This is a genomic window from Paenibacillus lutimineralis, assembly GCF_003991425.1.
GTDB classification, from domain to species: Bacteria; Bacillota; Bacilli; order Paenibacillales; family Paenibacillaceae; genus Fontibacillus; species Fontibacillus lutimineralis.
The window spans coordinates 482,816-507,589 of record NZ_CP034346.1 but is presented as its reverse complement, the minus strand read 5'-3'; the positions used below and the strand labels follow the sequence as shown (position 1 = coordinate 507,589).

16 protein-coding genes are annotated in these 24,774 nt (G+C 48.0%); 13 read left to right on the top strand and 3 right to left on the bottom strand.

Annotated features, from left to right (window positions below):
• Positions 1–193 precede the first annotated feature (193 nt).
• Positions 194–1,060 carry an alpha/beta hydrolase gene (locus EI981_RS02260; protein ID WP_126995056.1) on the bottom strand — a complete coding sequence of 289 codons (867 nt, stop codon included), beginning with the start codon at positions 1,058–1,060 and terminating at the stop codon, positions 194–196.
• 333 nt (positions 1,061–1,393) lie between these two features.
• Between EI981_RS02260 and EI981_RS02255 the strand changes: the two genes are divergently transcribed.
• From EI981_RS02255 to EI981_RS02200, 12 genes are all read left to right on the top strand, one after another.
• Positions 1,394–3,076 carry a PucR family transcriptional regulator gene (locus EI981_RS02255; protein WP_193556423.1) on the top strand — a complete coding sequence of 561 codons (1,683 nt, stop codon included), beginning with the start codon at positions 1,394–1,396 and terminating at the stop codon, positions 3,074–3,076.
• Between the two features lie 179 nt (positions 3,077–3,255).
• On the top strand, positions 3,256–4,488 hold the full coding sequence (gene allC, locus EI981_RS02250) for an allantoate deiminase (protein ID WP_126995054.1): 1,233 nt from the start codon (positions 3,256–3,258) through the stop codon (positions 4,486–4,488).
• A 60-nt stretch (positions 4,489–4,548) separates the two neighbouring features.
• The gene (locus tag EI981_RS02245) at positions 4,549–5,802 is read left to right on the top strand and encodes an MFS transporter (protein WP_126995052.1); all 1,254 of its coding nucleotides are present in this window, start codon (positions 4,549–4,551) and stop codon (positions 5,800–5,802) included.
• 41 nt (positions 5,803–5,843) lie between these two features.
• Positions 5,844–6,608, top strand: coding sequence for a (S)-ureidoglycine aminohydrolase (gene allE, locus EI981_RS02240; RefSeq protein ID WP_193556422.1), 765 nt, complete (start codon positions 5,844–5,846; stop codon positions 6,606–6,608).
• 60 nt (positions 6,609–6,668) lie between these two features.
• Positions 6,669–7,718, top strand: coding sequence for an ureidoglycolate dehydrogenase (allD, locus tag EI981_RS02235; protein WP_126995048.1), 1,050 nt, complete (start codon positions 6,669–6,671; stop codon positions 7,716–7,718).
• 58 nt (positions 7,719–7,776) lie between these two features.
• Positions 7,777–9,519, top strand: a complete 1,743-nt coding sequence (fdrA, locus tag EI981_RS02230) for an acyl-CoA synthetase FdrA (RefSeq protein WP_126995046.1) — start codon at positions 7,777–7,779, stop codon at positions 9,517–9,519.
• Between the two features lie 44 nt (positions 9,520–9,563).
• Positions 9,564–10,829: a YlbE family protein gene (locus EI981_RS02225; protein ID WP_126995044.1), complete on the top strand. Its 1,266-nt coding sequence runs from the start codon at positions 9,564–9,566 to the stop codon at positions 10,827–10,829.
• A gap of 25 nt (positions 10,830–10,854) precedes the next feature.
• Entirely contained in the window at positions 10,855–11,763 is a 909-nt protein-coding gene (locus tag EI981_RS02220; RefSeq protein WP_126995042.1) for an oxamate carbamoyltransferase subunit AllH family protein, read from the top strand.
• On the top strand, positions 11,745–12,704 hold the full coding sequence (arcC, locus tag EI981_RS02215) for a carbamate kinase (RefSeq protein ID WP_126995040.1): 960 nt from the start codon (positions 11,745–11,747) through the stop codon (positions 12,702–12,704). The genes EI981_RS02220 and arcC overlap by 19 nt, the downstream gene beginning before the upstream one ends.
• 167 nt (positions 12,705–12,871) lie before the next feature.
• Positions 12,872–14,425: a spore germination protein gene (locus EI981_RS02210; protein WP_227011654.1), complete on the top strand. Its 1,554-nt coding sequence runs from the start codon at positions 12,872–12,874 to the stop codon at positions 14,423–14,425.
• The gene (locus tag EI981_RS02205; RefSeq protein ID WP_126995038.1) at positions 14,397–15,503 is read left to right on the top strand and encodes a GerAB/ArcD/ProY family transporter; all 1,107 of its coding nucleotides are present in this window, start codon (positions 14,397–14,399) and stop codon (positions 15,501–15,503) included. The genes EI981_RS02210 and EI981_RS02205 overlap by 29 nt, the downstream gene beginning before the upstream one ends.
• Positions 15,500–16,615, top strand: a complete 1,116-nt coding sequence (locus EI981_RS02200; protein ID WP_126995036.1) for a Ger(x)C family spore germination protein — start codon at positions 15,500–15,502, stop codon at positions 16,613–16,615. Before EI981_RS02205 ends, EI981_RS02200 begins: the two co-directional genes overlap by 4 nt.
• On the opposite strand, the gene EI981_RS02195 is transcribed toward EI981_RS02200, so the two are convergent.
• Positions 16,605–18,344: a polysaccharide deacetylase family protein gene (locus EI981_RS02195; RefSeq protein ID WP_126995034.1), complete on the bottom strand. Its 1,740-nt coding sequence runs from the start codon at positions 18,342–18,344 to the stop codon at positions 16,605–16,607. The two genes, EI981_RS02200 and EI981_RS02195, sit on opposite strands and share 11 nt — an antisense overlap.
• 427 nt (positions 18,345–18,771) lie before the next feature.
• Here EI981_RS02195 and EI981_RS02190 point away from each other — a divergent pair, with 427 nt between their 5' ends.
• Positions 18,772–20,151, top strand: coding sequence for a Glu/Leu/Phe/Val family dehydrogenase (locus EI981_RS02190; protein WP_126995032.1), 1,380 nt, complete (start codon positions 18,772–18,774; stop codon positions 20,149–20,151).
• A 93-nt stretch (positions 20,152–20,244) separates the two neighbouring features.
• Here EI981_RS02190 and EI981_RS02185 read toward each other — a convergent pair whose 3' ends face one another.
• Complete coding sequence (locus EI981_RS02185; RefSeq protein ID WP_227011653.1) at positions 20,245–24,759, bottom strand: polysaccharide lyase family 8 super-sandwich domain-containing protein; 4,515 nt, start codon at positions 24,757–24,759, stop codon at positions 20,245–20,247.
• Positions 24,760–24,774: the final 15 nt, after the last annotated feature.

Here is a 24,774-nt window from a genome sequence, read left to right as displayed (position 1 = left end):
CTGTTATCGGATGTTGGTCATAAAATGTTTAATTAAAACAGGTGGAAAACCTTTTTGAAGTTTTCCTCCTGTTTTTTTAGAATACAATTTCAGCCACACTTCAAGACTCTTAAGTTGTAGCTTTAATTTGTTGGATCGGTCCAAAAATGCAAGTCCTTGCTTCTTCGCCTCCACAATAACCTCATAAAAAGCTTCACAGTAGGTGGTCTCGTAGGAAGTCTAGTTCCTGAGCAAATACATGCCGGACACTCTCCTTGTCCTTCTGCAAATCAAATAAATGATCCTCACCAGGCAATGTAATCAGAGTATGGGCGACTCCCACCTGTTCCAAACGCTCTGCCATCTGAACCGATTGCGTATAAGGCACATCATTGTCCTGTTCCCCATGCAATAGCAGCGTTGGCGGATATTGCGCAGTTACAGCTTCCACCGGACAGAGTGCCTGCAGTTCGGATTGATCCCATTCAGGGTCCAACCCTGTAACCTCTTGAACCCAGGTACCTTGTTGACGGCAATATAAATAAAGACCGAATCTTTGCTGAACAGAAGCTTCCGTAAGTACTTCCCCTGCGATCAATTGATCAGCCAGCTTACGGGGAACAATTGGCTTCTGCAGATAATGCGAGCTTGCCCCAGTGGCCCAGGCTGCCCGGATATCCCCATAGCCATAGAAGGAAACAACAGCCCTCAGCTTCGGTTCCCTTGCTCCAGCCAGAAGCGCCAGGTATCCGCCTGCCGAATGGCCCACTACACCGATGGAGGATGGCTCAATTCCAAGCTCTGCAGAAGCATCGCTCTGCAGCCAGTGAATGGCATCAAGAATATCCTCAGCAATAGCCGTGAGCCTCGTCTCGGGCGCTAGCCGATAGTCCATGGAGAATACGTGAAATCCGGCCGTATTATACCCCTCTATCTGATCCCTTGGAATCTCTCCCCTTGATCCAAAGATGAAGCCGCCTCCGTGAATATAGACGACAACAGGTGAATTTGCTTGGCCGGTACTATAGAAGTCTCCTAATAAATGCACATCTCCAACTGCTTTGTAGCAAACCGTTTTCACTCTTTTTCCCCTTCCTGCTAGGAATACCATAATATTATGGTTAACCAACCGAAAAACCTCCGGATTCGTATCTTTTATATTACTGGCTTTATTAGTCCTGTTCAACAGCCTGTCTATCGGGGCAGGATATCAAAGCATATGTGTCGAAAATTAGGGAGTTAGAATGATGAGTTAGAGTCATCCTAACGATGCACACCCCGATACGAACATCACAACTTAAGCTATATGATCCCCAGATTAGATCCCCGTCTTTCCACTAAGATGGGGATTATTTAATGCTTTAAATTCAAGATAACTAATTTTACATAATTCGCTTCAGAAGGAGACGTGAATATGGAATTTAGAGTCGAGCATATATTGAGAATGAAAGGATTGCATAATGCCCAGGTCCTTGGAGGCAAAGCCGGTCTGTCCAATGTAATCCGAGGCATCACGATTATGGAGGCCCCCGACATTGCCGACTGGTTGAAGGGTGGAGAAATGCTGCTGACCAGCCTCTATCCGATTCTCAATTATACAGAGGAAGAGCAGCGTGTATTCATACAGCGCTTGGCTGACAAGGGAGTCAGTGCTCTAATGATCAAGAATCACCGCTTTGTCAAAAATATTCCCGATGTCATCGTAAAGACGGGTGAAAAGACCGCCCTGCCCATTATTCAAATTCCTGAGAGCATTCCTTATGTCGATGTCCTCTATCCGGTAATGGAAGAACTATTCAATACCCAGGTCATGAAGCTTAAATATTTCAAGGATGTGCATGATCGCTTCACGACCCTATCCTTAACCGATGCAGGGCTGGAGCCTATCATTGCGACACTGCAATCGTTGATCGGCAATCCCGTTGCTCTCTATGATCGTAATTTCGCCTGCATGATCTCCGATTCTCTCTCCGCGGTTCCTATAGAGAACGAAGAGGCCGATACCGAGAGAGAGAAGATCTTCGAGACTAAATTCCCTTATTTCTGGAGAAAGACGCAAATATTAGAGCCGGCAGTCAAGACGGTCGATCAGGTCGTCGTTCCGATCCGAACCGTGAATCGCATCAAGGTGCATCTGGTTGTTACTGAAGCCTTGAAGCCGTTGGAAGAGCTCGATTTTATCGCGATAGAAAATGCAGCTACAGCCTTGTCCCTCGAATTGGTTAAGCAGTTCGCCGTTGCGGAAGTAGAGCGAGAATTCAAGAACGATATCATCGACGATCTGCTTGCCGGCAAAGCTCAAATGTTGGAGACAGTCTATCATCGAGCTAACCTGATTGGTTGGGATCTGGAGCGTTCTTATGCGGTCCTGTTATTTCATGTAAAAGAAGAGTTCTCCTCGCTAGGCGATAAAGAGATGGAAAAGCCCAAAAAGTCACGCATGCTGAAGAGCAAAGCCTTCACTTATTTGCATGATGCGATTCGCTTCACCTTCTTTGACGGCATCATGCGCAGTCGCAGCGATATGATTATCCTGCTTCTACCGGTGGAATCACTGAAGTCCAAGAGCAAGGACTGGCTAATGTCGACCAAGAAAAAGGCACACAAGATTCAAGAAACCGTCCACATGAAGACGACAGATATTATCGTTCAGGTCGGCATTGGTAGTGTGGCGGAGACGGCGATGGATATCTCGGGGAGCTATCAGGAGGCTCAGGAGGCCCTGGAACTTGGGGCCATGCTCTTCGGCGACGAAGCGGTTACTGCCTTCTCTGAGCTTGGCCTGTTCCGGCTACTCTGCCAATTCCCGGACCCGTCGTTACTCACCTCCTTCATTCCCGCGCCACTAGGCAAATTAATGGAGAGCAAAAATGCGATCAAGAACGACCTGCTTCATACGCTCGAAGTGTTCCTGCAGCATAATCAAAACGCGGCCAAAGCCGCCCAGGATCTGTTCGTCCATTACAAGACCGTCATGTACAGGCTGGAACGAATCAAGGAAATCACTGACATGGATTTCGAAGATCCCGAAGAAATGCTGGAAACCAGAGTTGGCCTGAAGATTCTAAATTTGTTAAAAAAAGAAGGTTTCAACTAAAAAACAATATAGGCGCATGCCTGTTTTTTACCCAAAGTGGATAAAACGTCCGTCGGACTTTTATCCACTTCTGTTAATGATCTCATTTTAGGAAGCGTTTACAATTTTCATGTAAGAACTAATCTTCACTGATTTAAGCTCAGTAAGCACTTTTCATCAACTAGAAAGGAACGATGGGCATGACAGAATTAAGCAAAGATATCATGCAGCTGCTGGAATGGCTCGGATATTTCGGTAATGACCCTGAAGGGGGAGTAACCCGGCTGCTCTATACCAAAGAGTGGTTAGAAGCCCAGAAAGCTCTGGAACATTGGATGAATACGGAAGGCTTCGACGTTCACTTCGATGAAGTGGGGAACCTGTTCGGAGGCCTGCAAGGAACGAAGTATCCAAATGAGACGATCATGACCGGCTCGCACGTGGATACGGTGCGCAATGGCGGCCTATACGACGGCCAATTCGGGATTGTTGCTGGCCTGCTCGCTCTGAAGCACTTGAAGGAGACTCACGGACAGCCGCTGCGCAGTCTGCAGCTCGTATCAATGGCAGAGGAAGAAGGAAGCCGATTCCCTTATGCATTCTGGGGCTCCAAAAATATAGTGGGAACAGCAAGGCGCGAAGAGGTAGAGAATATCTCCGATTTTGACGGTATTGCATTCGTAGACGCGATGAGAGACTGCGGCTTTCATTTCCGCAATGAGTCGGCAACCATTCGCCAGGATTTGAAAGCGTTTGTAGAAATTCATATCGAGCAAGGCAGCGTGCTGGAGAAGGAAGCGAAGTCGGTCGGGGTTGTGAACAACATTGTTGGGCAGCGCAGATTCACCGTGGAAGTGACCGGCGAAGCCAATCATGCGGGTACCACACCGATGGGCTATCGCAAGGATGCGGTTCAGGCAGCTAGCGCCATGATCTGTGACGTAATAAATCGAGCCCGTGTGCACGGAGACCCGTTAGTAGCTACAGTTGGCAAAATCGAGGTCAAACCAAATGTAGTGAACGTCGTTCCAGGACATGCCCTATTCACATTGGATATCCGCCATACCGAGAAAAGCATGCTGGTTCAATTCACCGAAGAGATAACCACTGCTTTGAATCAGATTGCAAAGGACATGAACGTAGGACTCCAAATCGATATGTGGATGGATGCGGACCCTGTACCGATGGATACACGCATCGTAGAAGTCATTGAACAGCAATGCAAGGAGATCGGCTTGAATTACAAGCTGATGCACAGCGGAGCGGGACATGACTCGCAAATCTTAGCGGGCCTGACTCCGACAGCGATGATCTTCGTGCCGAGCAAGGATGGAATCAGCCACAATCCGGCGGAATATACCGATCCATACGATTTGGCCGAGGGGGTTAAAGCTCTGATCGGCACCCTATATACGCTGGCATACGAGGAATAAAGCACCACTCAGGCAAGCAGCAGCATCCCGAGCCCTTCACTACTAAGGAGGATACAAGAGATGAACAAACAAGCTTCAACGAATCCAAAAGGCGGAATGGAGTATTGGAAGAAGATTGTTATCCTATTCTGTCTTGGATGGACTGTCATCTGGATTTACAGAACTGTGCTGAATCCCATCTTACCTGAAATCAAAGTGCAACTCGGAATCGAATCCGATGCGAGCATGGGTCTTATCTCCAGTCTATTCTTCTTGGCCTATACCTCAATGCAGATTCCTTCCGGCTTCCTGGCTGATAAATTCGGCAGAAAAATCATGCTGATCCCAGGTTTCTTAATCTTCGCATTCGGGGCCTTCACGGTCGGAATTGCCCCTTCCCTGTTGTTCCTGCTTGTCGGTAGCTTCCTCGCTGGCCTTGGACAAGGAACCTATTACGGACCCGCTTACTCGATCTCCTCTTCCTCTATACCGGATGAGAAACGGAGCTTCTCCACAGCTATTATCAACAGTGGCTCAGCTCTGGGTATGGCGATCGGATATATCGGTTCCTCGTATTTGGTCAAAGGGCTGGGCTGGGACTGGAGACCACTTCTCTTTGTCACAACTGCCCTGATTATTGCCGTCGCCATCGCATTCGGCAAGGTCATTAAGGATAAAAAACCGGAACCTGCAGCGAATGCCAGTAGGGAGAAAGATGCTGGAGACAAGGCAACACTCAAGACCCTATTTGGCGACATTCGAATGATCTCAGCTTATGTGATCTACTTCGCCATCTGTTACGGCTATTACATGATTGTGACCTGGCTGCCGAGTTACCTGCAAATGGAGAGAGGCTTCCAGGGCGCCGCTATAGGCTTCGCCTCAGCACTGGTCGCATTCGCATCTGTCCCCGGCGCTCTACTGTTCAGCAAGCTGTCCGACAAATTCAAGAACAAAAAGATTATGGTCGTCATTATTTTACAGATCATTGCCGCATTAACCCTATATCTGACGGTTGCTATTCAAAACAATAATTTGCTAATCCTGTTCCTGATTATGTACGGATTCTTCGGCAAGCTGGCGGTGGACCCGATCATGATCTCCTATGTAGCAGATCTTGCACCTAAGCAAGGCTACAGCACTACATTTGGCGTATTTAACTTCTTCGGTATGATGTCCTCCGTCATTGCTCCGTTCGTTACGGGAGTGATCTCCGACGCTACGGGAAGCAAGATCCTGGGCTTCTACCTGGCTATCGCCATCATTATTGTCGGAACCGTGTTCCTGTTCATGGCCAATATGATCAAACGCACGAAAGCGCAAACCAAGCACTAATTCATCACATTATACTCGATACACAAAAGGAGAGAATCTCAATGGGATACCCAACTGATCTATTATCTAGCCGCTCTATCATTAAACATGGCAAATACGCCTTAATTGCTCCGGAAGGTCTTGTCAATAACGTAGTTCCCGGCTTTGAGAACTGCTCTATATCCATTCTGGCTACACCGAAGCTTGGAGCAAGCTTTGTTGATTATTTAGTAACCATGCATCAAGGAGGCGTGAACAAGGACGGATTCGGCGGACAAGAGCATATCGAGACTTTCGTCTATGTACTCGAAGGTGAAGTCAAAGCCTCCGCAGATGACAAGACTTATACGCTGACAAGCGGTGGCTATCTTTATTGCCCTCCCGGAACGACGATGTTCCTTGAGAACCTGAAGGATGGCGACAGCAGATTATTCCTGTACAAGCAGAAGCATAAACCGTTGAAAGATTTAAAGCCATGGGTCGTAGCTGGCAACTCGAACGATATTCCCGAAGTTGATTATGACGGCATGACCGATATGCGGATCCAGGATTTGCTGCCAAAAGAGCTTGCTTTTGATATGAACTTCCATATTCTGACCTTCGATCCCGGTGCTTGCCATCCATTCATCGAGACGCATGTACAGGAACACGGAGCCTATCTGCTCTCTGGAGAAGGTATATACAATCTGGACAATGAGTGGATCCCCGTCAAGAAAGGCGACTATATCTTCATGGGTCCTTATGTACAGCAAGCCTGTTATGCCGTTGGCCGGGAGAAGCTCGCTTATGTCTACTCCAAAGACTGCAACCGGGATGCAGACCTCTAAACTTGCCGCATATAGCAGATGACCTATCGTATAAAACCTAACTGAACAGAGGTGTTGAAAATGAAAGTAAGCCGATCCGATTTAAATCAACTGATAGCTGTGAAGCTGCATAAAGCCGGTCTTTCCAAGGAACATGCAGATGGAGTAGCAGACGTCTTGGTCCATGCTGATATGAGAGGAATTCACTCCCATGGCGCCATGAGAGTGGAATATTATGCGGAACGAATCGCCAAAGGCGGAATAAACACAACGCCCAATTTCAAATATGAAGTTACTGGTCCCTGCACAGCTGTGTTTGACGGGGACAACGGGGTAGGCCATGTGGCTGCCAAGCAAGCGATGGATGAAGCGATCCAAATGGCACAGACCAGCGGTATAGCAGCCGTTGGTGTCCGGAGAATCGGTCATAGCGGTGCCCTGTCCTATTTTGTGAGGCAGGCGGCCAAAGCCGGAATGATTGGCATCTCCGTATGTCAATCCGATCCGATGGTCGTTCCCTTCGGTGGTTCAGAGCCCTATTACGGGACGAACCCGATTGCATTCGCTGCTCCAAGCAATGATGATCGTCTTCTTACCTTGGACATGGCCACAACCGTGCAGGCGTGGGGGAAAATTCTTCACGCCAGATCCCGAAATGAATCGATTCCTGATTCGTGGGCCGTCGATAAGGAAGGACATCCAACGACGGATCCCTTCAAAGTGAATGCCTTGCTTCCCATCGCCGGTCCTAAGGGATATGGGCTGATGATGATGGTAGATGTGCTGTCAGGTATTTTGCTAGGCCTTCCCTTCGGGAATAAGGTGTCATCGATGTACCATAATCTGACCGAATACCGCAATCTGGGACAGTTCCATCTCGTCATCAATCCTGCATTTTTTACAGACCCTGTTGTATTTAGACAGCATATTTCGCAGACCATGGATGAATTGAACCAGATTAAGCCGGCTCCGGGCTTCGAGCAAGTTCTATTCCCGGGACAGAATAATGATCTGATTCAAGAAGAGTACGAACAAAATGGCATCGAGATTGTTGATGAGATTTATGAATATCTAGTATCCGATACGGTCCATCGCAATCAATACGACCACAAGGATCCGTTTGCCAAATGATCTAGATGGCAATCTGAAATATGAAAACTCTATCTGAACGAGAGAGGTGCGCAGCTTCATGTTATATTCCATCATTCAAGAGAATTCCTATCAAGATTCCGTTAACCTGATGCTTCTTACGAACAAGATTTCCGCAATGGAAGGTGTAGACCAAGCTTCTATTATGATGGGCACGCCGGCGAACAAAGAAATCTTCCACAATACCGGCATGTATACGGACGAACTGGAATCCGCCGGACCCAATGATATGTGTATTGTAATCCGTACGGATCATGAGGAGAAAGTAGCCGAAGTACTCAATACTATCGAGGAAGAGTTGAAAAACCAGGCGGTGAGCAGCAGCAAACAGGCCTTCGAATCGGTCCGTACTTGGGATAAAGCTCTGCAGGCATTGCCGAATGCTAACCTTGCCTTGATCTCCGTACCAGGCCAATATGCTGCGGAGGAGGCGGACAAAGCTTTAGACCATGGCCTTCATGCCTTCATATTTAGTGACAATATGGATATCCAGGACGAACTGCGCCTCAAGCAGAAAGCCCGTGACAAGGGACTTCTGGTTATGGGACCAGACTGTGGCACCGGAATTATCTCCAATATTCCAATCGCCTTCGCCAACGTCATCAATGAAGGCAATATCGGCGTTGTTGGTGCTTCTGGCACAGGTATTCAAGAAGTCACTAGCCTGATTGACCGCTTGGGTGGAGGCATCAGCCATGCGATTGGAACCGGAGGACGCGATCTGTCGGATACGATCGGCGCGATCACAATGCTAAGTGCGATTCAAGGCCTGGAGAAGCATAAAGCCACCGAGGTTATCGTAGTCATATCCAAACCTCCGGCAAGAGAAGTGCGGGATCAGGTCGTCCAGCTGCTGCAGCATCTGTCAAAGCCAGCGGTGGCTATCTTCGTTGGTGAAGAACCGACGGCTCATGAAGGCAATGTATACTATGCCTCTACATTAGAGGAGACAGCTATGATTGCCGTGGATCTATCCAAAGACAGAGTGATCCTAATGAATTACAACATGTCGAATGGAAAAATTCCGAAGGTGGCATTCAAACCGGAGCAAACCTCAATTAAAGGGCTCTACTCTGGCGGTACCCTCGCCTATGAAGCTGCTGTCCTTCTATCCAAAGGTTTGAATCTCGGGCAGCTTATTCACGACGACGGTTACTTGCTGAGAGCAAACGGTCATGAAGTTATCGACTTGGGAGACGACAAGTATACCCAAGGCAAGCCACATCCGATGATCGACCCGGAGACGAGAATTCAATATATTAAGCAGGCTGCCATGGATGAATCCACGGCCATCATCCTTCTTGATATTGTACTGGGTTACGGCTCCCATGATGATATGGCCGGAGCCTTGCTCCCTGTCATTGAGAGCACACGAAGCGAAGCCATGGCAAAAGGCAAGAATCTGTATTTCGTAGCGGCTGTATGCGGAACGGCGCAAGACCCGCAGAATTATCAGGAGCAAAAATCCAAGCTGGAGCAAGCTGGGGTTATCGTGAAGGACAGCAACAATCGAGCAGTCCGAACCGCTCTGGCAATGATGGGTATCTGGCTGCAGGACAATAACAAAACGTCCTTACCAGTAGAGGGAACCAAGCCAGCCCAGTTCCAGGTTTCAGAAGCCATTACTGAATTGCTCAGCAGTAAACCGAGAGTCGTCAATATCGGACTTAAGAAATTCGCCAATACGATAAATAGCTACGGTGGACAAACTGTGCAATACGATTGGCGTCCAATCGCTGGCGGTAATGAAAGAATGCGCAAAATATTGAGCCTTCTCAAATAAAGTTCAAATACAAATTTCGAAATACAATATTAGGAGGATGCAGCATGTACGGACCCTATAAAACAATCGATGAAGCGAATCAGGCGGTTATTCAAAAAATTGTAGCTGGCGCGCCCTTCCTGGTAGACGTAGTTCCCGCTAAATCCGTAGTGGAGCAGCTGAATGGACGAGTGCTTCTGCATGCAGGCCCACCGATTCAATTCGAAGATATGACTGGCCCGATGCAAGGGGCCTGTGTCGGAGCCTGTCTATTCGAAGGCTGGGCAGAAGATGAGGAGAAGGCTATGACTCTTCTGAAGCAGGGGGAGATCAGCTTCATTCCGTGTCATCACGTGAAGGCTGTAGGACCTATGGGAGGAATCACCTCCGCGAATATGCCAGTGCTGGTTGTCGAGAACCGCACGGATAGCAACCGCGCCTACTGTACGATGAATGAAGGAATCGGTAAAGTATTGCGCTTCGGTGCTTATTCTGATGAGGTCATCAATCGCTTGAAATGGATGCGGGATGTGCTTGCCCCTGCCCTCTCCAAGGCGTTATCGCTTACCGACAATGGATTGAACATCAATGTGATGATCGCTAAGGCCATCACGATGGGCGATGAATTCCATCAAAGGAATATTGCCGCTTCGCTCGTATTTTTGAAGGAAATCACTCCTTATATTCTGCGGACGAATTTGTCCGAACAAGATAAATCGGCGGTCGTGGAATTCCTGGCTGATACTGATCAGTTCTTCCTGAATATCGCCATGGCCACATCCAAAGCCGTACTTGATGCCGCTAGAACGATTGAATATGGCACCGTAGTCACTGCGATGTCCCGAAATGGCCAGAACTTCGGCATCCGGATCAGCGGAATGGGCGACGAATGGTTCACCGCGCCTGTAAATACACCGCAAGGCTTATTCTTCACAGGCTACTCCCAAGAGATGGCTAACCCGGATATCGGCGACAGCGCCATTACCGAAGCATTTGGCATTGGAGGTATGGCCATGGTAGCCGCACCGGGTGTTACCCGATTTGTGGGTGCCGGAGGATTTGATGATGCACTGGCGACCAGTAATGAAATGACGGAAATATGTATCGATCGCAACCCGAACTTTGCGATTCCAACTTGGAACTTCCAGGGAACTTGTCTCGGGATTGATGCCAGGAAAGTAGTAGAGACCGGGATTACTCCGGTAATTAATACCGGAATCGCTCACAAAGAGCCCGGGGTAGGTCAGATTGGGGCAGGTACCGTACGAGCACCTCTGGCCTGCTTCGAGAAAGCACTCGAGGCTTATGCCCAGAAGCTAGGGCTCATCTAAGGGAGTACACTAGGAGGAGAGCAGAATGGAACATCTCATACAAGCGAGCGGGGCGTACAGTTCGACTGTCCCTCCTCTCCTTCAATCTGAGGAGCCGGGCTATGTACACAGCATTTTTAAAAATGGCTGGAATGTTCGATGTGGGAACGGGCTGATCTTTATCGGCAGCAGGAAAAACGGAGAGCTTCCCTTTGGCATCCATCTGGAGGACGATCTGCTACCTCAGCTCATTCCCCTACTTAGTATGGGAGAGACATTCCTCTATGATAGAGAGGTCTCTGCCCTCCTCTTCTCTTCATTTGCTATTAAGCTGGATCCTCTTCGGGCCTATGACTCAAAGATGAGACCCATTGAAGCACTGTCCTTATTGTCTGGTCTAAATGCATTTGCATCCGAAATATGTACTCATAATCAGCATACTGGCACAGGTATTCTGGTGAGCCATTTCCTTGAACGCTTGATCAGTGAAGCTGAACCATTCTGGTCAGAACATGAACAGAAGATTATACAGCTCATGGACGCAGCCCAGAGCGAAAGCTTGCCTCAAATTGATAAGATCCTCAGGTACTGGATGGGTCGCGGCAACGGGCTGACTCCAGCTGGAGATGACATGCTGGCGGGGATGCTCGCGGTAGACACAATAACAGGAGTATTCACAGATCACTTCCGTCTCCATTTATCTACATTAGTAGAGAAGGAAGCCCTGACTACAGATATTAGCCGGGAATACCTGAAATATGCACTGCAGGGACAATTCAGTTCCGTAATATCCAATGTATTGAACCCCCTTGCCCTGGAAGATGGCGAGGAACTAATGAAGCGGACCCGAGAGCTTCTGTGCGTCGGTCATAGCTCAGGTCTGGATACATCATTCGGCATACTAATTGGTATGTTGATCCTAAGGAGGAATCCCACTTGGCACAGAAAGTCGTGATTGCGCTTGGCGGCAACGCTATTCTTCAGCCCAAGCAGCAAGCTACCTATGAGAATCAATTAGAGAATGTACGTCAATGCTGTGAGATTATCGCCCGAATTGTACAACAGGGCTATGAAGTGATTATTACCCACGGCAACGGCCCACAAGTGGGCAATATATTGCGTCAGCAAGAGGAAGCCAAGGAAGTGGTTCCACCATTCCCGCTCGATGTGTGCAGTGCAGAATCCCAGGGCTTCATCGGATATATGATGGATCAAAGTCTGAAGAACGCGCTGCAAAAGCATGGGCTGGACAATGCAGTAGTTAGCATACTCACCCTGACGGAAGTCTCCATGGACGATCCTGCCTTCCTTAATCCAGTCAAACCTATTGGCGTCTTCTACCAAGAGGATGAAGCTCATCGATTGGCAGCTGAGAAAGGATGGGTCGTGAAAGAGGATGCGGGCCGTGGCTGGCGCCGTGTTGTCCCCTCTCCAAAGCCCAAATCCATTCTCGGGGCAGATGTTATCAAATCTCTGACCGACAGTCGGGCCATTGTTATTGCAGCGGGCGGTGGAGGAATCCCCGTATGCCGACAAGCGGATGGAACTCTGTCAGGCGTGGAAGCGGTAATCGATAAGGACCGCAGCGGATATCAGCTTGCCCGCGACGTCCATGCCGACGTATTTATGATTCTGACGGATGTTCAGAACGTATATGTGAACTATGGAAAGCCGCAGCAAAAGTCACTTGGAACAATCTCCTTATTAGAAGCCCAGCAATACGCCGCGGAAGGCCAATTTAGTGCCGGAAGCATGGGCCCTAAAATGGAATCCGCGATTCGCTTTGTCGAAAATGGTGGAACAGCGGTCATCTGTTCACTAAATCAGGCCGATCTAGCGCTGGAAGGTAAAGCAGGTACACGGATCACACAAGAAAATCTGGTTCATTGTAATTAATGACCCATAATTGACAAACCCCCATTGGCGAATTCCCGATGGGGGTTTTATATTGGAATGCGATTGGAGAACCAAATGATGTTGATGTTGATGTGAATTAGTCAAGGCATATTCATCCAATTTCGGGGAAGTCTACAAAGAAGCATCACTATTAAGGAGGTCAGGTTATGCATTATATCAAAAAGATATTAAATAAAAGCCGGAAAAAGAATAACCCTGATTCCTCAAGGCCTTCCATGATGCAGCAACCGGTATTTCCCACCGTACAGGAGAATATCGAATATATAAGAGATGCGCTGTTTCATACGGACGATTTAGTCAGTCAAACTGTAGCTATTCCGGGACATACGAGCCAATTTCTCTTTATGTACACCATGTGTGACCAGCAAAAAATCCGTGAGGAAATATTAAAGCCGATCTCAGAAAATAAAGGCGCAGATTTGAAAGACCTTCTGATTTCGATGCGAGCCAACAAACATAATGATCTTGAGAGAGCCATCGACTTGTTAGTCAGCGGAAATGCAGTACTGTTTATTGAGGAGTTAAAAGAGTGCTATGTCATTGAGGTGAAGTCGAGCCATGTTCGCAGTGTCAGTGAACCGGCCAATGAGCGGATTGTGGAGGGCTCTCACGAAGGATTCGTGGAAAATGTAAGTATAAATTTACAACTCGTCCGTAAGCATATCGCAAACAGGAACCTGGTTGTGAGGCGCTATCAGCTTGGAAATGAAACGAAAATTGAAGCGGTCATTATCTATTTGCGGAATTTGGCCAATCCCGCGATCGTCGAAGAAATCGACCACAGAATCCAGAGTATTGAAGCGGATTCGATTACTTCTGCGGAATTTGTCGAGGAATATATCGAAGAGAGCTCCTTGTCACCCTTTCCTCAATTGCTGCATACTGAAAGGCCGGATCGGGTCATAGGAAATCTGCTGGAAGGCAGGGTGGCGCTATTAGCAGAAGGCAGTCCTACAGCTCTAATTATGCCTGTTACCTTCTTCTCCTTCTATCAATCTCCAGACGATTATGGTTATCGTTCAATACAGGCGTCATTCATCCGCTTCATCCGGGTATTCAGTTTCGTCATAGCCGTTGCTCTTCCTGCTTATTACATCGCGGTGGTTTCTTTTCATTTCGAAGTCATCCCGCAGGATTTGCTGCTTCCCATTAAGAGCAGCATTGAGCATATTCCCTTTCCGCCGATTCTTGAGGCGTTGTTCATGGAACTGACGATCGAGTTGCTTCGCGAAGCTGGTATGCGCCTTCCCGGGCCTGTAGGACAGACGATCGGAATTGTCGGCGGGCTCGTCATCGGGGATGCGGTGGTCAAGGCCGGTCTGGTATCGAATGCGATGATCATTGTCGTCGCTTTAACGGCGATTGCTTCTTTCGTGGTCCCTTCCCACGAGATGAGCGGATCGGTCCGAATACTGCGATTTCCTGTCATGATCGCCGCAGCTTTGTTCGGATTTATCGGGATTGTCTATAGCCTAATGATTATTCTGATCCATTTATGTTTATTGGAGTCGTTCGGCAGGCCTTATTTCGCTCCTGTTGCTCCATTCCGTTGGAAAGATTGGAAGGATACCTTTATTCGGATGCCGCAGCACAAATTAAATCGTCGCCCGCAGGATCCAGCTCCGCAACAATCAAATCTGCAGCCCCAATCAGAAAAGGAAGAGAAGCGCGATGGTCAATCAGAAGGAGCAACAAATTAAACCACATCAGCTCGCCTTTTTGGTCACTCAGACTCAAATCGGCGCCGGGCTATTAATGCTGCCTGCCAAGGTACATTCCATAGCCCAGGGAGATGCATGGATATCCGTCCTTCTAGGCGGATTGATGTCGCAACTATTTATTGTGATCATCTGGTGCTTAAACAAGCGATTCCCTTCACATTCACTGTATGATTTTTTGCCAGCTCTATTAGGAAGGTTTATAGGAAGACTTGTCCAGCTTATATATGTCGCTTTCTTCACACTCGTGACAAGCTTCATCATTATAAGGTTCGCCATAACGATTCAAAATTGGGTGTTAATTGATACTCCCAGATGGGTTTTTATAGCCATGATGACCAGTTTATGCATATATTTAGGGCGAGAGAGCCTTCGAACGGTTTCCCGTTTTTTTAATGTGGTGTTTGCCTGCAATATCCTGGTGATTATCATCATAGCCTTTGCGTATTTCAATGTTAACTTTCTATATGTGTTACCGGTGGGACAAGCAGGATTATGGAATATTACAAAGGGCGCATTCGGTACTATGGACTCATTAGCAGGATATGAGATTCTGTTGATTTGTTATCCCTTCGTAGAGGGGGGCAGTACCGGGAAACTAAAGGCAGTAACCCTGGCAAATACCTTCACTACTTTGTTTTATGCCTATGCCGTCTTTACAAGTCTTATCGTATTTAGTCCGCCGGAGCTGGATCTTCTGCCCCAGCCTCTGCTGTATATGGTTAAGGCATTGTCCTTCAGTGTGGTCGAGCGGCCGGACCTCTATTTTCTATCCCTAATGATGGTTGTGGTAACCACTACATCGATCGGGTATTTTATTATGGCCTCCAGGGGTGCTGCCCATCTTTTTCGTCAACAAGGCAAACATCGTAAGGTCGTGCCGTATACGGCAGCGGTTGTATTCATCATTGCGCTGGTCATCAAGGATCCGTTCCAAATCGATGCAATAGAGAAAATATTGGCCATCGCCGTTTATTTGTTGATATTCGTGACCCCATTGGTCTTATTAATCATTTCCGTTCTGTTTAAGATCACAGAGACTAGGAGGGGAACAAGTTGAGAACAACAGGAATTTTGCTTGCAGCCTGTTTAATGGCCATGCTTCTGTCGGGCTGTTGGGATCAGCAATTGTTAAAAGACGTCAGAATCATAGATATTAGCGGCCTGGATCTGGAGCCGGAAGGTAAGCTTCGAAATACCTCCTCCGTGATGGATGTCAGCGGCTCGCAATCCACCCAGAAGGAATTGAACGAAGTCCATTCGGGAAAGGGAAATACGACCAGGGAATTGCGGGATATTCTTGACCGGGAGATTTCTGGCATATACTCCAGTTCCAAGCTCCGTGTCATTCTTCTCGGCGAGGCTTTGGCCAAAGAGGGCATATATCCGTATCTGGACGTATTATACCGTGATCCTACAAGCGCCTTGAATGCCAGGATTGCTGTCGTTGAAGGTTCAGCACGCGAGGCCATCAATCTCAAAAAGGTGGGAACAAAACTCATTGGCGAGCATTTTAACAAACTAATTCAAAGCATGGAGCGTAAAACAGTTGTACCGGATGTTAACCTGCAGCTGGCATGTCCATCGATGCTGACTCAAGGCAATGATTTTGCAGCTCCCTATATTACCAAAACCGAGACGAGTCCGACCGTTTCCGGGATAGCCTTATTTTACAACGATAAAATGACAGGGACATTATCCGCAGAGGACTCGGTGCTGTATCTGCTGATGGCCGATAAATTAGCAAAAGAAGCGAACCTGACGCTCAAAGTAGAGAACGCGGAAAATCAGCGCCCGGAAAACTATATCGCGATAGACATCCAAAGCCTAAAACGAAGGCTGAAAATAAACGTCCAGGACGGCCGAAAAATTAAAGTAAAGCTGGATTTAAAATTAAAAGTAGCGGCTACCGAATACCCTAGAGATCATCTCAATGAAAAGAAATATGTGAATCCGTTAAATAAGACGATAGGGGAGGAACTGACCAGAAGAGCTCAAGCCATAACGCAAAAAATACAGCAGGCCAACCATGACGGGTTCGGAATCGGACAGAGTATCAAGGCTTATTATCCGAATACCTGGAAAGGACTGCACTGGCCGGATGATTATGCAAAGGTGGAATTCGATTCAAGTGTAACGGTACATGTTGTTAACCATGGAATTATGAATTAAACACAGTCAATATCTGCTTCTTACAACGCATTCCAAACTTAATATGAACGTCTTCATCGTCGATCTTCTCTTCTGATAACAGAGGAATCCAGACAACTGCCCGGTTCGCTTGAGCTGGGTTGCTGTATTCGACTAGGCCGTTCTCCCGTAGGCCTTCTATCGTGATCTGACGCTTGGATCTCACCCAATCATTGATTTGCTGACCAGTCCAGAAGACGAATCCTTGCTTCCTAGCCTCCACGATAACTTCACGGAATGCTTCACGAACAGGCAGTTGCTTCAAAATATGCAGTGGATGAAATAAGAAATGAGCAACTCCACGTACTCTGCCTACTCCATCCAGGAACGGAGCGAGCACACTGATATCAGCCAGAGCATCATGATTCAGATCCTGAGTCATAAAGGCGGTCTCTAGCACATTGTAAATTCGGTTCCCCTGGTCCGACCAGGCTATCGGGAAGTAAGGATGACAAGAGCCGAACGGGAAGCCGATATTCCCCTTCTTGCTCGGTCCTCGGGATTGATCCGCGGCAATCTGATGCTCCTCGCACCAATCGAACAATTCCCCCCACCCCTCGAAGCAGGTATAGTGATTCTTATTGGATACGGCATGTTCCATGCCCGATATCCCTTTGAACCACTCATGCTGTCCGCCGAACTCATCCCTGTCCCAGCATCCGTTATCCTTAGGTAACGCATTGTAGTGCAAAGCAAGCTCATGGCCCTCCTCCTTGATTAGCTCCTGCAGGTGCGGAGAATAGCCTGGCTCGATCATGCACCAGGTGCTCTGAACATCATGTTCCCGCAACAGAGATAAAGTGATCTCTGCCGATTCATCTATATTCAAGTCGCTATCATGCGAGATCATGGCGATCTGTTCAATCCCGTCCGGCCAATAATCCACAAAAGGCAGAACAAGCCCCTGCTCAGCGGCAACATGCAGCAAATGTCCCGCAAATGCCTGCTTCCATAAATCCGCATACGGATGGGCAAAATACTTCATCCCTGTCTTCGTTATCAACCGGTCATACTCCCAGTCCTGCTGTACATCATCATCTGCCTTAAGAATCCATTCATCTACAGCGCCGGTACCGTCAGGTGCCGGAAGGCCATCAGTTACAATCGGTGATTTGCCCTGCTGCAGGCGAACAATCGTCGCCGGAATATCCAGTACCCAGCGCTCCAAGCGGCCTGCTCCAACGTGAAAGCTCTGGATAACCTCACCACAGACTACGCCATCAGGACTTCCATAGCGAATTGATCCGCAGCTTTTACTTACAGGGCCGGGCTCTACTACGTCTTTTCGGATCCAAGGACGATAATCGAAACCTCGCAGCATAACATCTGCATACCATGGAGTCTTCAAATCCGCGTAACCTACTGGAATTTCTCTAATCGACGTATACCCTAGTCTGGAAGATAACGCCGTCATCCCGGCAAAAGAAACAATAGTCCCGCCTGCCTCCATAAAACTCCAGAGTATATCATGATCCGTTTGATGCTCACTAGCCACAGCTACGATAACAATATCAACTGTTTCGCGTTGAATCTGGTCCGCATGATCCAGTATTATGTACGTGAAGCCGCAATGAGTCATGATTTCGGTAATGTATCTTTGGAATACATTCACTCCATAGCGCTGCCTACGCTTCATTCCCTCTTGATCCATCCATACGCCGATTCGCGCCAACTTCAAAGTCCCTCTTACAGCCTTATTGCTATTATCCATTGGTTAATTTTTGCCTCCTCTTCACGATCTTTCATCATGATCTATTTCATTCTGTAATTCCTCATCAATTCAGCTGCAAAGGCCGATGTTAGCGATTACAAAAGTCTTAATTCCCATGCTATGACTGGAATCTCGCCATACTTAGAAGAAAGTCTATTCCTTAGTATTCACGGTAACTATACAATTTCAGGGTGTCAATGTCCTATTTACCACTTGCCGCTTTTTTTCGACGTATAGGAAAAATTTCAAAATTTATTGTATAATATTGGTACATCCAATTGACGATTTTGTCGATTAGAGGTATACCAGCCATATACAGTATTTTATAAAAAAGTAGAATTGCTTATAGTGGAGGTGTCATTGTTTTCGAACCGCTGTTAGCCCCTATTTAGAACGTTTCAAAATAAACCTCGAGGTGATCGAAGCTATGGCTAAACAGACAACCGACATCATTGAGAAATCCTTACATAACCTGCTGAATGATCCCAATTTCCTGCCTGAACTTAAAGATGATGCAAGAGATAAAGCGATTCACTCGCTTATCACTATTCTATCAACCCCTAACCATATTCATAAATCTTACCTTAGAATAGCCCGGGAGAACGGTGTCATTGAACGTATCCCAGCTTTCCGTATGCAGCATAATGACACACTAGGGCCTTATAAAGGCGGCATCCGCTTCCATGAATCCGTGAACGAAGCCGAGGTAATTAATCTCGCAGCTCTCATGACGTTGAAAAACGCTCTGCATGAGGTTCCCTTCGGCGGCGGCAAAGGCGGCGTTGCCATCAATCCAAGAGAATACTCCACCAAGGAGCTCTATCAAATCTGCACAAAATACGTTCAATATTTCAACGAAATCCTCGGCCCGGACAAGGATATCCCTGCTCCTGACGTTGGTACCAGCGCGCGGGAAATGGACTGGATGATGAGCGAATATAAGAGCATTCATTACGGGAAGCCCTATTTGGGCAGCTTTACAGGCAAGAGCGTGCTTAATGGTGGCTCCCTGGGCCGCAAGGAAGCGACCGGCAAAGGAGTCTACTTCACCCTGCGGTATTTGCTTCATGATTACCTGCAGGAGAATCATCAACAACTGGCTCAGTCCCAGACTCAACAGGCCGCAGTTGCCCTTGGCTGCCAGAATCGGCCGATCACTCTGGCTGTACAAGGCTTCGGCAATGTAGGTTCAGTAACGGCAACCGAAGCTTATCATTGTCAGTACATAAATAATACCATCGTTGCGGTTAGCGACCGCAATGTAACTCTGTATAATCCGGATGGACTGGACGTTCCGGCGCTCGCCAAATATGCAGCAGCCAATCGCGGAGATCTTCCTTTCACCAAGGAGCAAAATGTTGAAGCCGGCATCCGGGCTGAAATTCTGGATCGGGAAGCCGTTCTATATCTGGATGTGGATGTACTTATATTAGCTGCCTTGGAGGATCAGATCCGGGTAGACAATGTCGAACGTGTAAAATCACCGATTATTGTCGAAGGAGCAAATGCACCGATCGCCGGTGAGGCCGATGATACATTGGCAGCCAAAGGAACCTTGGTCATTCCGGATATCCTGGCTAATGCTGGCGGAGTAATCGTATCCTACTTCGAATGGTTGCAGGGCCGCGAGACTCAATACTATAGCGAATCAGAAGTATTCGAGCAGCTTCACTGTAAAATGGGTAAGACGATGAATAAGGTTTACCCCCTCTATTTTAGTTCGAACAAGTCGCTGCGGCAGGCCTGCTTTGATCATGCCATTATGCGGATATCGACAATTCTCTATGCTCAAGGGAAGCTGTTCTAGACTTTATAAAGTCTATATCTAATCAAAAAGGTCGAGCTCGGGGCAGTACTTCACACCCTGAACTCGACCTTTCCTTTCATCTTAAATATCCGGTTATTTCTGTCCCTGAGCTTCCACTAGATGCATCACGACAGCCAACGCCTCAGCGCGGGTAGCCACATCTTGGGGAGCAAAGCGATTGTTACCGCGGCCTTGAATCAGGCCTTCGTTCACAGCTAGTGCGATCCAGCCACGTGCCCATGGCGGAATGCTTCCCGCATCGGAGAATGTTAGCTCCGTCTGTTGCGGTGCGGCCTTGTTCAATGCCTTGGCAGCCATCACGGCAAGCTCAGTACGCGTAATCGCTTGATCTGCCCGGAACGTATGATCCGGGAATCCACTAATGAAGCCTCTCTTGATTCCCTTGGCAATATCGGACTTCGCCCATTCCGGAAGCTGATCGGCATCCTTGAACGTGAGCTCATCTTCTTCCTTCAGATTCAAGCCTCTAACTAATAATGCTGTAAACTCAGCACGATTAATCGGCTTATTCGGCCGGAAGGTCTCATCCGAATAACCCTGAACCAAACCATCTTCTATGGCTTTACGAATCATATTCTCAGCCCAATGACCCGCCGTATCCTTCAAAAGCAATTCCTTACCTGGCCCGTTTCCATTTCCGTTACTGTTACCATTTCCGTTGCCGTTACTGTTTCCGTTACTGTTTCCGTTGCCGTTTCCGTTACTGTTCCCGTTCCCGTTTCCGTTCCCGTTTCCGTTACCGTTTCCGTTGCCGTTCCCGTTTCCGTTACCGTTTCCGTTTCCGTTTCCGTTACCGTTGCCGTTCCCGTTTCCGTTCCCGTTTCCGTTACCGTTTCCGTTACCGTTTCCGTTGCCGTTTCCGTTTCCGTTTCCGTTGCCGTTCCCGTTTCCGTTACCGTTTCCGTTTCCGTTGCCGTTTCCGTTGCCGTTTCCGTTTCCGTTGCCGTTACCGTTGCCATCACCAGGGCCCGGGTCTTTCTTGTCCTTCAATGTGAAAATTAGAGACGCCGGGGCCGCATCAATCTCATCTCCAGACAGATTGCCCAGTACGGACTTGTTCACATTAAGTTTGCCTTCGGTTGGCGATGTGACCTTCGTCGTGTTGAAGGTAAGCTTCAACATATCCTCCTTGCCTTGAATCGGCACTCCTTCTCCTGCAATCACAAGCTGAACTTGTCCCTCTTCTTTACGTGTATCCAGGATAGTAATCCCTTGCTGCAAGGATTCAGCAGATACGAACTGCAACAGTTTCTCATCATAGGTAAGTACAATATGATTCGCGTAGAAGTCCTTCATCGAAGTATTTACTCCATACTTCACGACCAACTGATCTCCTGCTATTATCTCATTCGGTCCCTTCAAATCGACAATTGGACGCGTAACAGATACGGCAATTTGCTGTGCCTGTTCCATATTGCCCGCTTTATCGATTGAGCGATACTCAACGATGTGATCCCCTTCTCCCTGAATGAGCAGCTTACTGTCCTTGACTGTCTGCCATTTGTCACCATCGATACGGGCTTCAGTTCGGAGAACGCCCCAGCCCTTCGGGTTATCTTCAGCAGTGAAGAGTAGAGTTACGTCCTTATAATGTTCCTCTCCAGCTCCTGTGTCGCCTTCAATCTGAACCTTCGTTGTTGGTGCAATGTTATCTTTGAGAAGCACCTCGAGATAAGATCGATAGATTCCATTTTCGCTTTTACGGCTGCGAACCTCAGCGCTTAAATCCTTGCCGACCTGCTGCAGGGTCAAGCTAACGATTTTATTGTCCTGCAGCTTCTCCTTGGCGAATGGCGTCACATCGAATTGCCACCATTGATCAGGAGATGCGACTGTTCGAAGATCCAAGCGAGCGCCTGGCGCAAGCTTATTGTTATAAGTGAGCTCTTTTTCCTTCCAACTATCGTCACGAATCTCGAATACACCGATGTCAGACTGGGTACCATTACTATCATTGGTCTTCCCATATACATTCAGCGTAACTCGTTCGATGTCATCCACAATTTGCGAGAGATCGTACTTCAGGAACACTCTGCGGTCGAAATCTCCACTACCGTTGCGAACTAATAAATACCCGTTAGTAGTTCCATAGTTCGCAGCAGCATTCTTCCCACCACTTACATACGTATCCTCAGACACATCGATTCGGATCTTGGCTGCAGCATCAGGCTCCAGCGCCCCTTCCTCCGGTAGTTCTGTGTCCGCATCAGGATCGATCTTCAGCTTGATCACATGATTCTTCCCTTTGCTGCCTTGGGTGTTAACTTCAAGCTGAACCGTAGGTGCCGTCTGCAGTACTTTGACCGCCTCGTCCTTGCTGATCTCCTGCAACAAAGTGGCAGCGATCTCCACCCTGACCTTCGATTGCGTCTGTGTCGGATCGGACACGGATACCGTCAATTCGTCGCCCTGCTCCTTAACCATGACGGAAGCCGGTTGATATACACGAATCCCGTTCATTTCCCCTGGCTGCCAGAAGTTAATCCCGGTAATTCCAAGCTTCTTCTCCTGTACGGCTTGGATTTGCGCGGTATTGCTTAATACTTGAACATCCGGGTTATCGTTATATGCCTTCGTAGCCGCCGCATCGAATGATGGTAGTAGTACATAAGAATAGCCAGCATCTGTTGGCTTAACACCATGCTCTACGACCATACTAACGTAATTGCGAGTAATTGGGTCGGCCGGGCCTGTGGAGTTAATATCCTTCCAGGAACCGGTTCTCGCCTCACGTAAAGCCCCAATGTCGGTAGGATTCGGGAAGTAATAGCCAATGTCGGCCCCCTTCGCTGTCCCTTCCAGATGCGCCCACTTCACATTTTTCAATGTATCGGACCAGCCCAGGTTTGTTGGCGTCACTTGTCCATCCACAGTTAATTGGTTCGTGCCCGCTGGATTGATCATCCGGTTCTCAACGATTGTCTCAACCTGACGTCCATCCTTGCGCTCATCAGGGGTCGTGATGCCGGCCCCGAGAGCTACGATCTCATCATCGAACATGAACCAGGATTTCTTCCCGGTTAGATTGCTTCCAGGAGGAGCCATATCCATCCCGGCAATTCCGAACTGATTATCCATCGATGAACCGCCGACCCAGTTCTTGCCGGTTGTCTTAATCATTGGTCTCGGCAAACCGTCGGAGGTCGTTCCCGGCATCCGGTAAGAATCAACCGTTGGCCAGAACGCATTACGAAACTGGTCGGAATCCGAGTTGTACAGGTAGGTCATGCCATCACCGGTATACCATCCTCGCGTATGCTCACCGTTCATCCCTCCCTCGAAATTGGCAATCCGGGAAGAAGACATACTGATTCCTAGCGTATATCCTGGTCTTGAATGAACAATCCGATCCATGACCGAGAATTGATGATGCATAATCAGATCGCCACGCGGCTTAATACTGGAATCGTTCAGCAACTGCTTGAAGTTTACAATATCCCTGATCTGCATGCCCACAAATGGATTCGTCATGCTCGTATCCGAGACGACCCATTCCTTCACCATGCTCTTGTAATAGGGAGCCTGCTCAGGCGGAGCGAACTGCGCCAGACGAAGAATCGTCCACACCGCGCCGCGTGTATTATTGTTATAGCGGGATACCGCCCGGCCGCTGACCATTTCCATAATATGTCCGTCATAGATGACAGGCTCGAAGGAATCGGTCACCCATTTCCACACATTACCGAAATCGGCAACCTCAATCGGCCAAGGAGAGCGGTCCAGGATCGTCAGCAGCTTCGATATATCTCCGAGCAGTACACTACCGTAGCTACCCGTATAAGCGATGTTCCCATGCTGGATGAATGAACCGTCTTCATAGAAGCCGTCTCCGCTCGTCACATATGGGAAGGCTGAGCTAATGGCGGTCCGCGCCTTCAGAATGGACTGCTCGTCCTTGCCTAGCACCCCTCGCAACAGAACAGCCAATGATTTATCCAGCAGATTGGCACCTGTCTCCTTCAAGCCTGGCGAACCGATTAACCTCTTCGTTGGATCAGGTATGAATCGGTCAATTGTACTCGTATAGTCTGCAATCTGCTGTGCAGACAGATCGTTATACATGATGGTAATAATGTCTGCCAGGGACAGAGGAGCCCCGATCTCCCAATCCCACCAGTTGTTATAAGTAGCCTTCTGTGGGTTATAGCGATTGGTGTACATCCAATCCAGACCGGAAATGATATCATTCTTCAATTCCAAATTCTGATATAAGCTCGTGCCTGGAGTCGCATAGGCAATCGCCATATCTTTTAATCGGTTATATGAATTAGTGATATGACTTGAATCCGTAGTACTCTTATAATCGGACCATAGATAGGCCCTGCCCGGATCCTTAACCAGCGTATCCCAAACCCCATTTTTAGCGTCGTTAGTAACCTTCTGGGCATTGGCTTGAATCGCACTGCTGATATCCGCATCGTTCAAATCCAGCCCGGTACCGCCGGTCAAGTAATTGAACCATTTAATTCGCAGCGCCTCGAACTCATCAGCCTGTCCAGCTGAAGCTGGTGCGGCTGGGAAAGACGCAAAAATAAGCGAAGAAATCATCAACACAAGGACGATAGGCTTCATTCTATGTTTCCACACGATGATATAACACCC

Excerpts from the sequence above, each read along its gene's own strand:
- EI981_RS02255 (WP_193556423.1), top strand. The coding sequence starts at position 1,394 with ATGGAATTTAGAGTCGAGCATATATTGAGAATGAAAGGATTGCATAAT.
- allC (WP_126995054.1), top strand. The coding sequence starts at position 3,256 with ATGACAGAATTAAGCAAAGATATCATGCAGCTGCTGGAATGGCTCGGA.
- EI981_RS02245 (WP_126995052.1), top strand. The coding sequence starts at position 4,549 with ATGAACAAACAAGCTTCAACGAATCCAAAAGGCGGAATGGAGTATTGG.
- allE (WP_193556422.1), top strand. The coding sequence starts at position 5,844 with ATGGGATACCCAACTGATCTATTATCTAGCCGCTCTATCATTAAACAT.
- allD (WP_126995048.1), top strand. The coding sequence starts at position 6,669 with ATGAAAGTAAGCCGATCCGATTTAAATCAACTGATAGCTGTGAAGCTG.
- fdrA (WP_126995046.1), top strand. The coding sequence starts at position 7,777 with ATGTTATATTCCATCATTCAAGAGAATTCCTATCAAGATTCCGTTAAC.
- EI981_RS02225 (WP_126995044.1), top strand. The coding sequence starts at position 9,564 with ATGTACGGACCCTATAAAACAATCGATGAAGCGAATCAGGCGGTTATT.
- EI981_RS02220 (WP_126995042.1), top strand. The coding sequence starts at position 10,855 with ATGGAACATCTCATACAAGCGAGCGGGGCGTACAGTTCGACTGTCCCT.
- EI981_RS02210 (WP_227011654.1), top strand. The coding sequence starts at position 12,872 with ATGCATTATATCAAAAAGATATTAAATAAAAGCCGGAAAAAGAATAAC.
- EI981_RS02205 (WP_126995038.1), top strand. The coding sequence starts at position 14,397 with ATGGTCAATCAGAAGGAGCAACAAATTAAACCACATCAGCTCGCCTTT.
- EI981_RS02195 (WP_126995034.1), bottom strand. The coding sequence starts at position 18,344 with ATGGATAATAGCAATAAGGCTGTAAGAGGGACTTTGAAGTTGGCGCGA.
- EI981_RS02190 (WP_126995032.1), top strand. The coding sequence starts at position 18,772 with ATGGCTAAACAGACAACCGACATCATTGAGAAATCCTTACATAACCTG.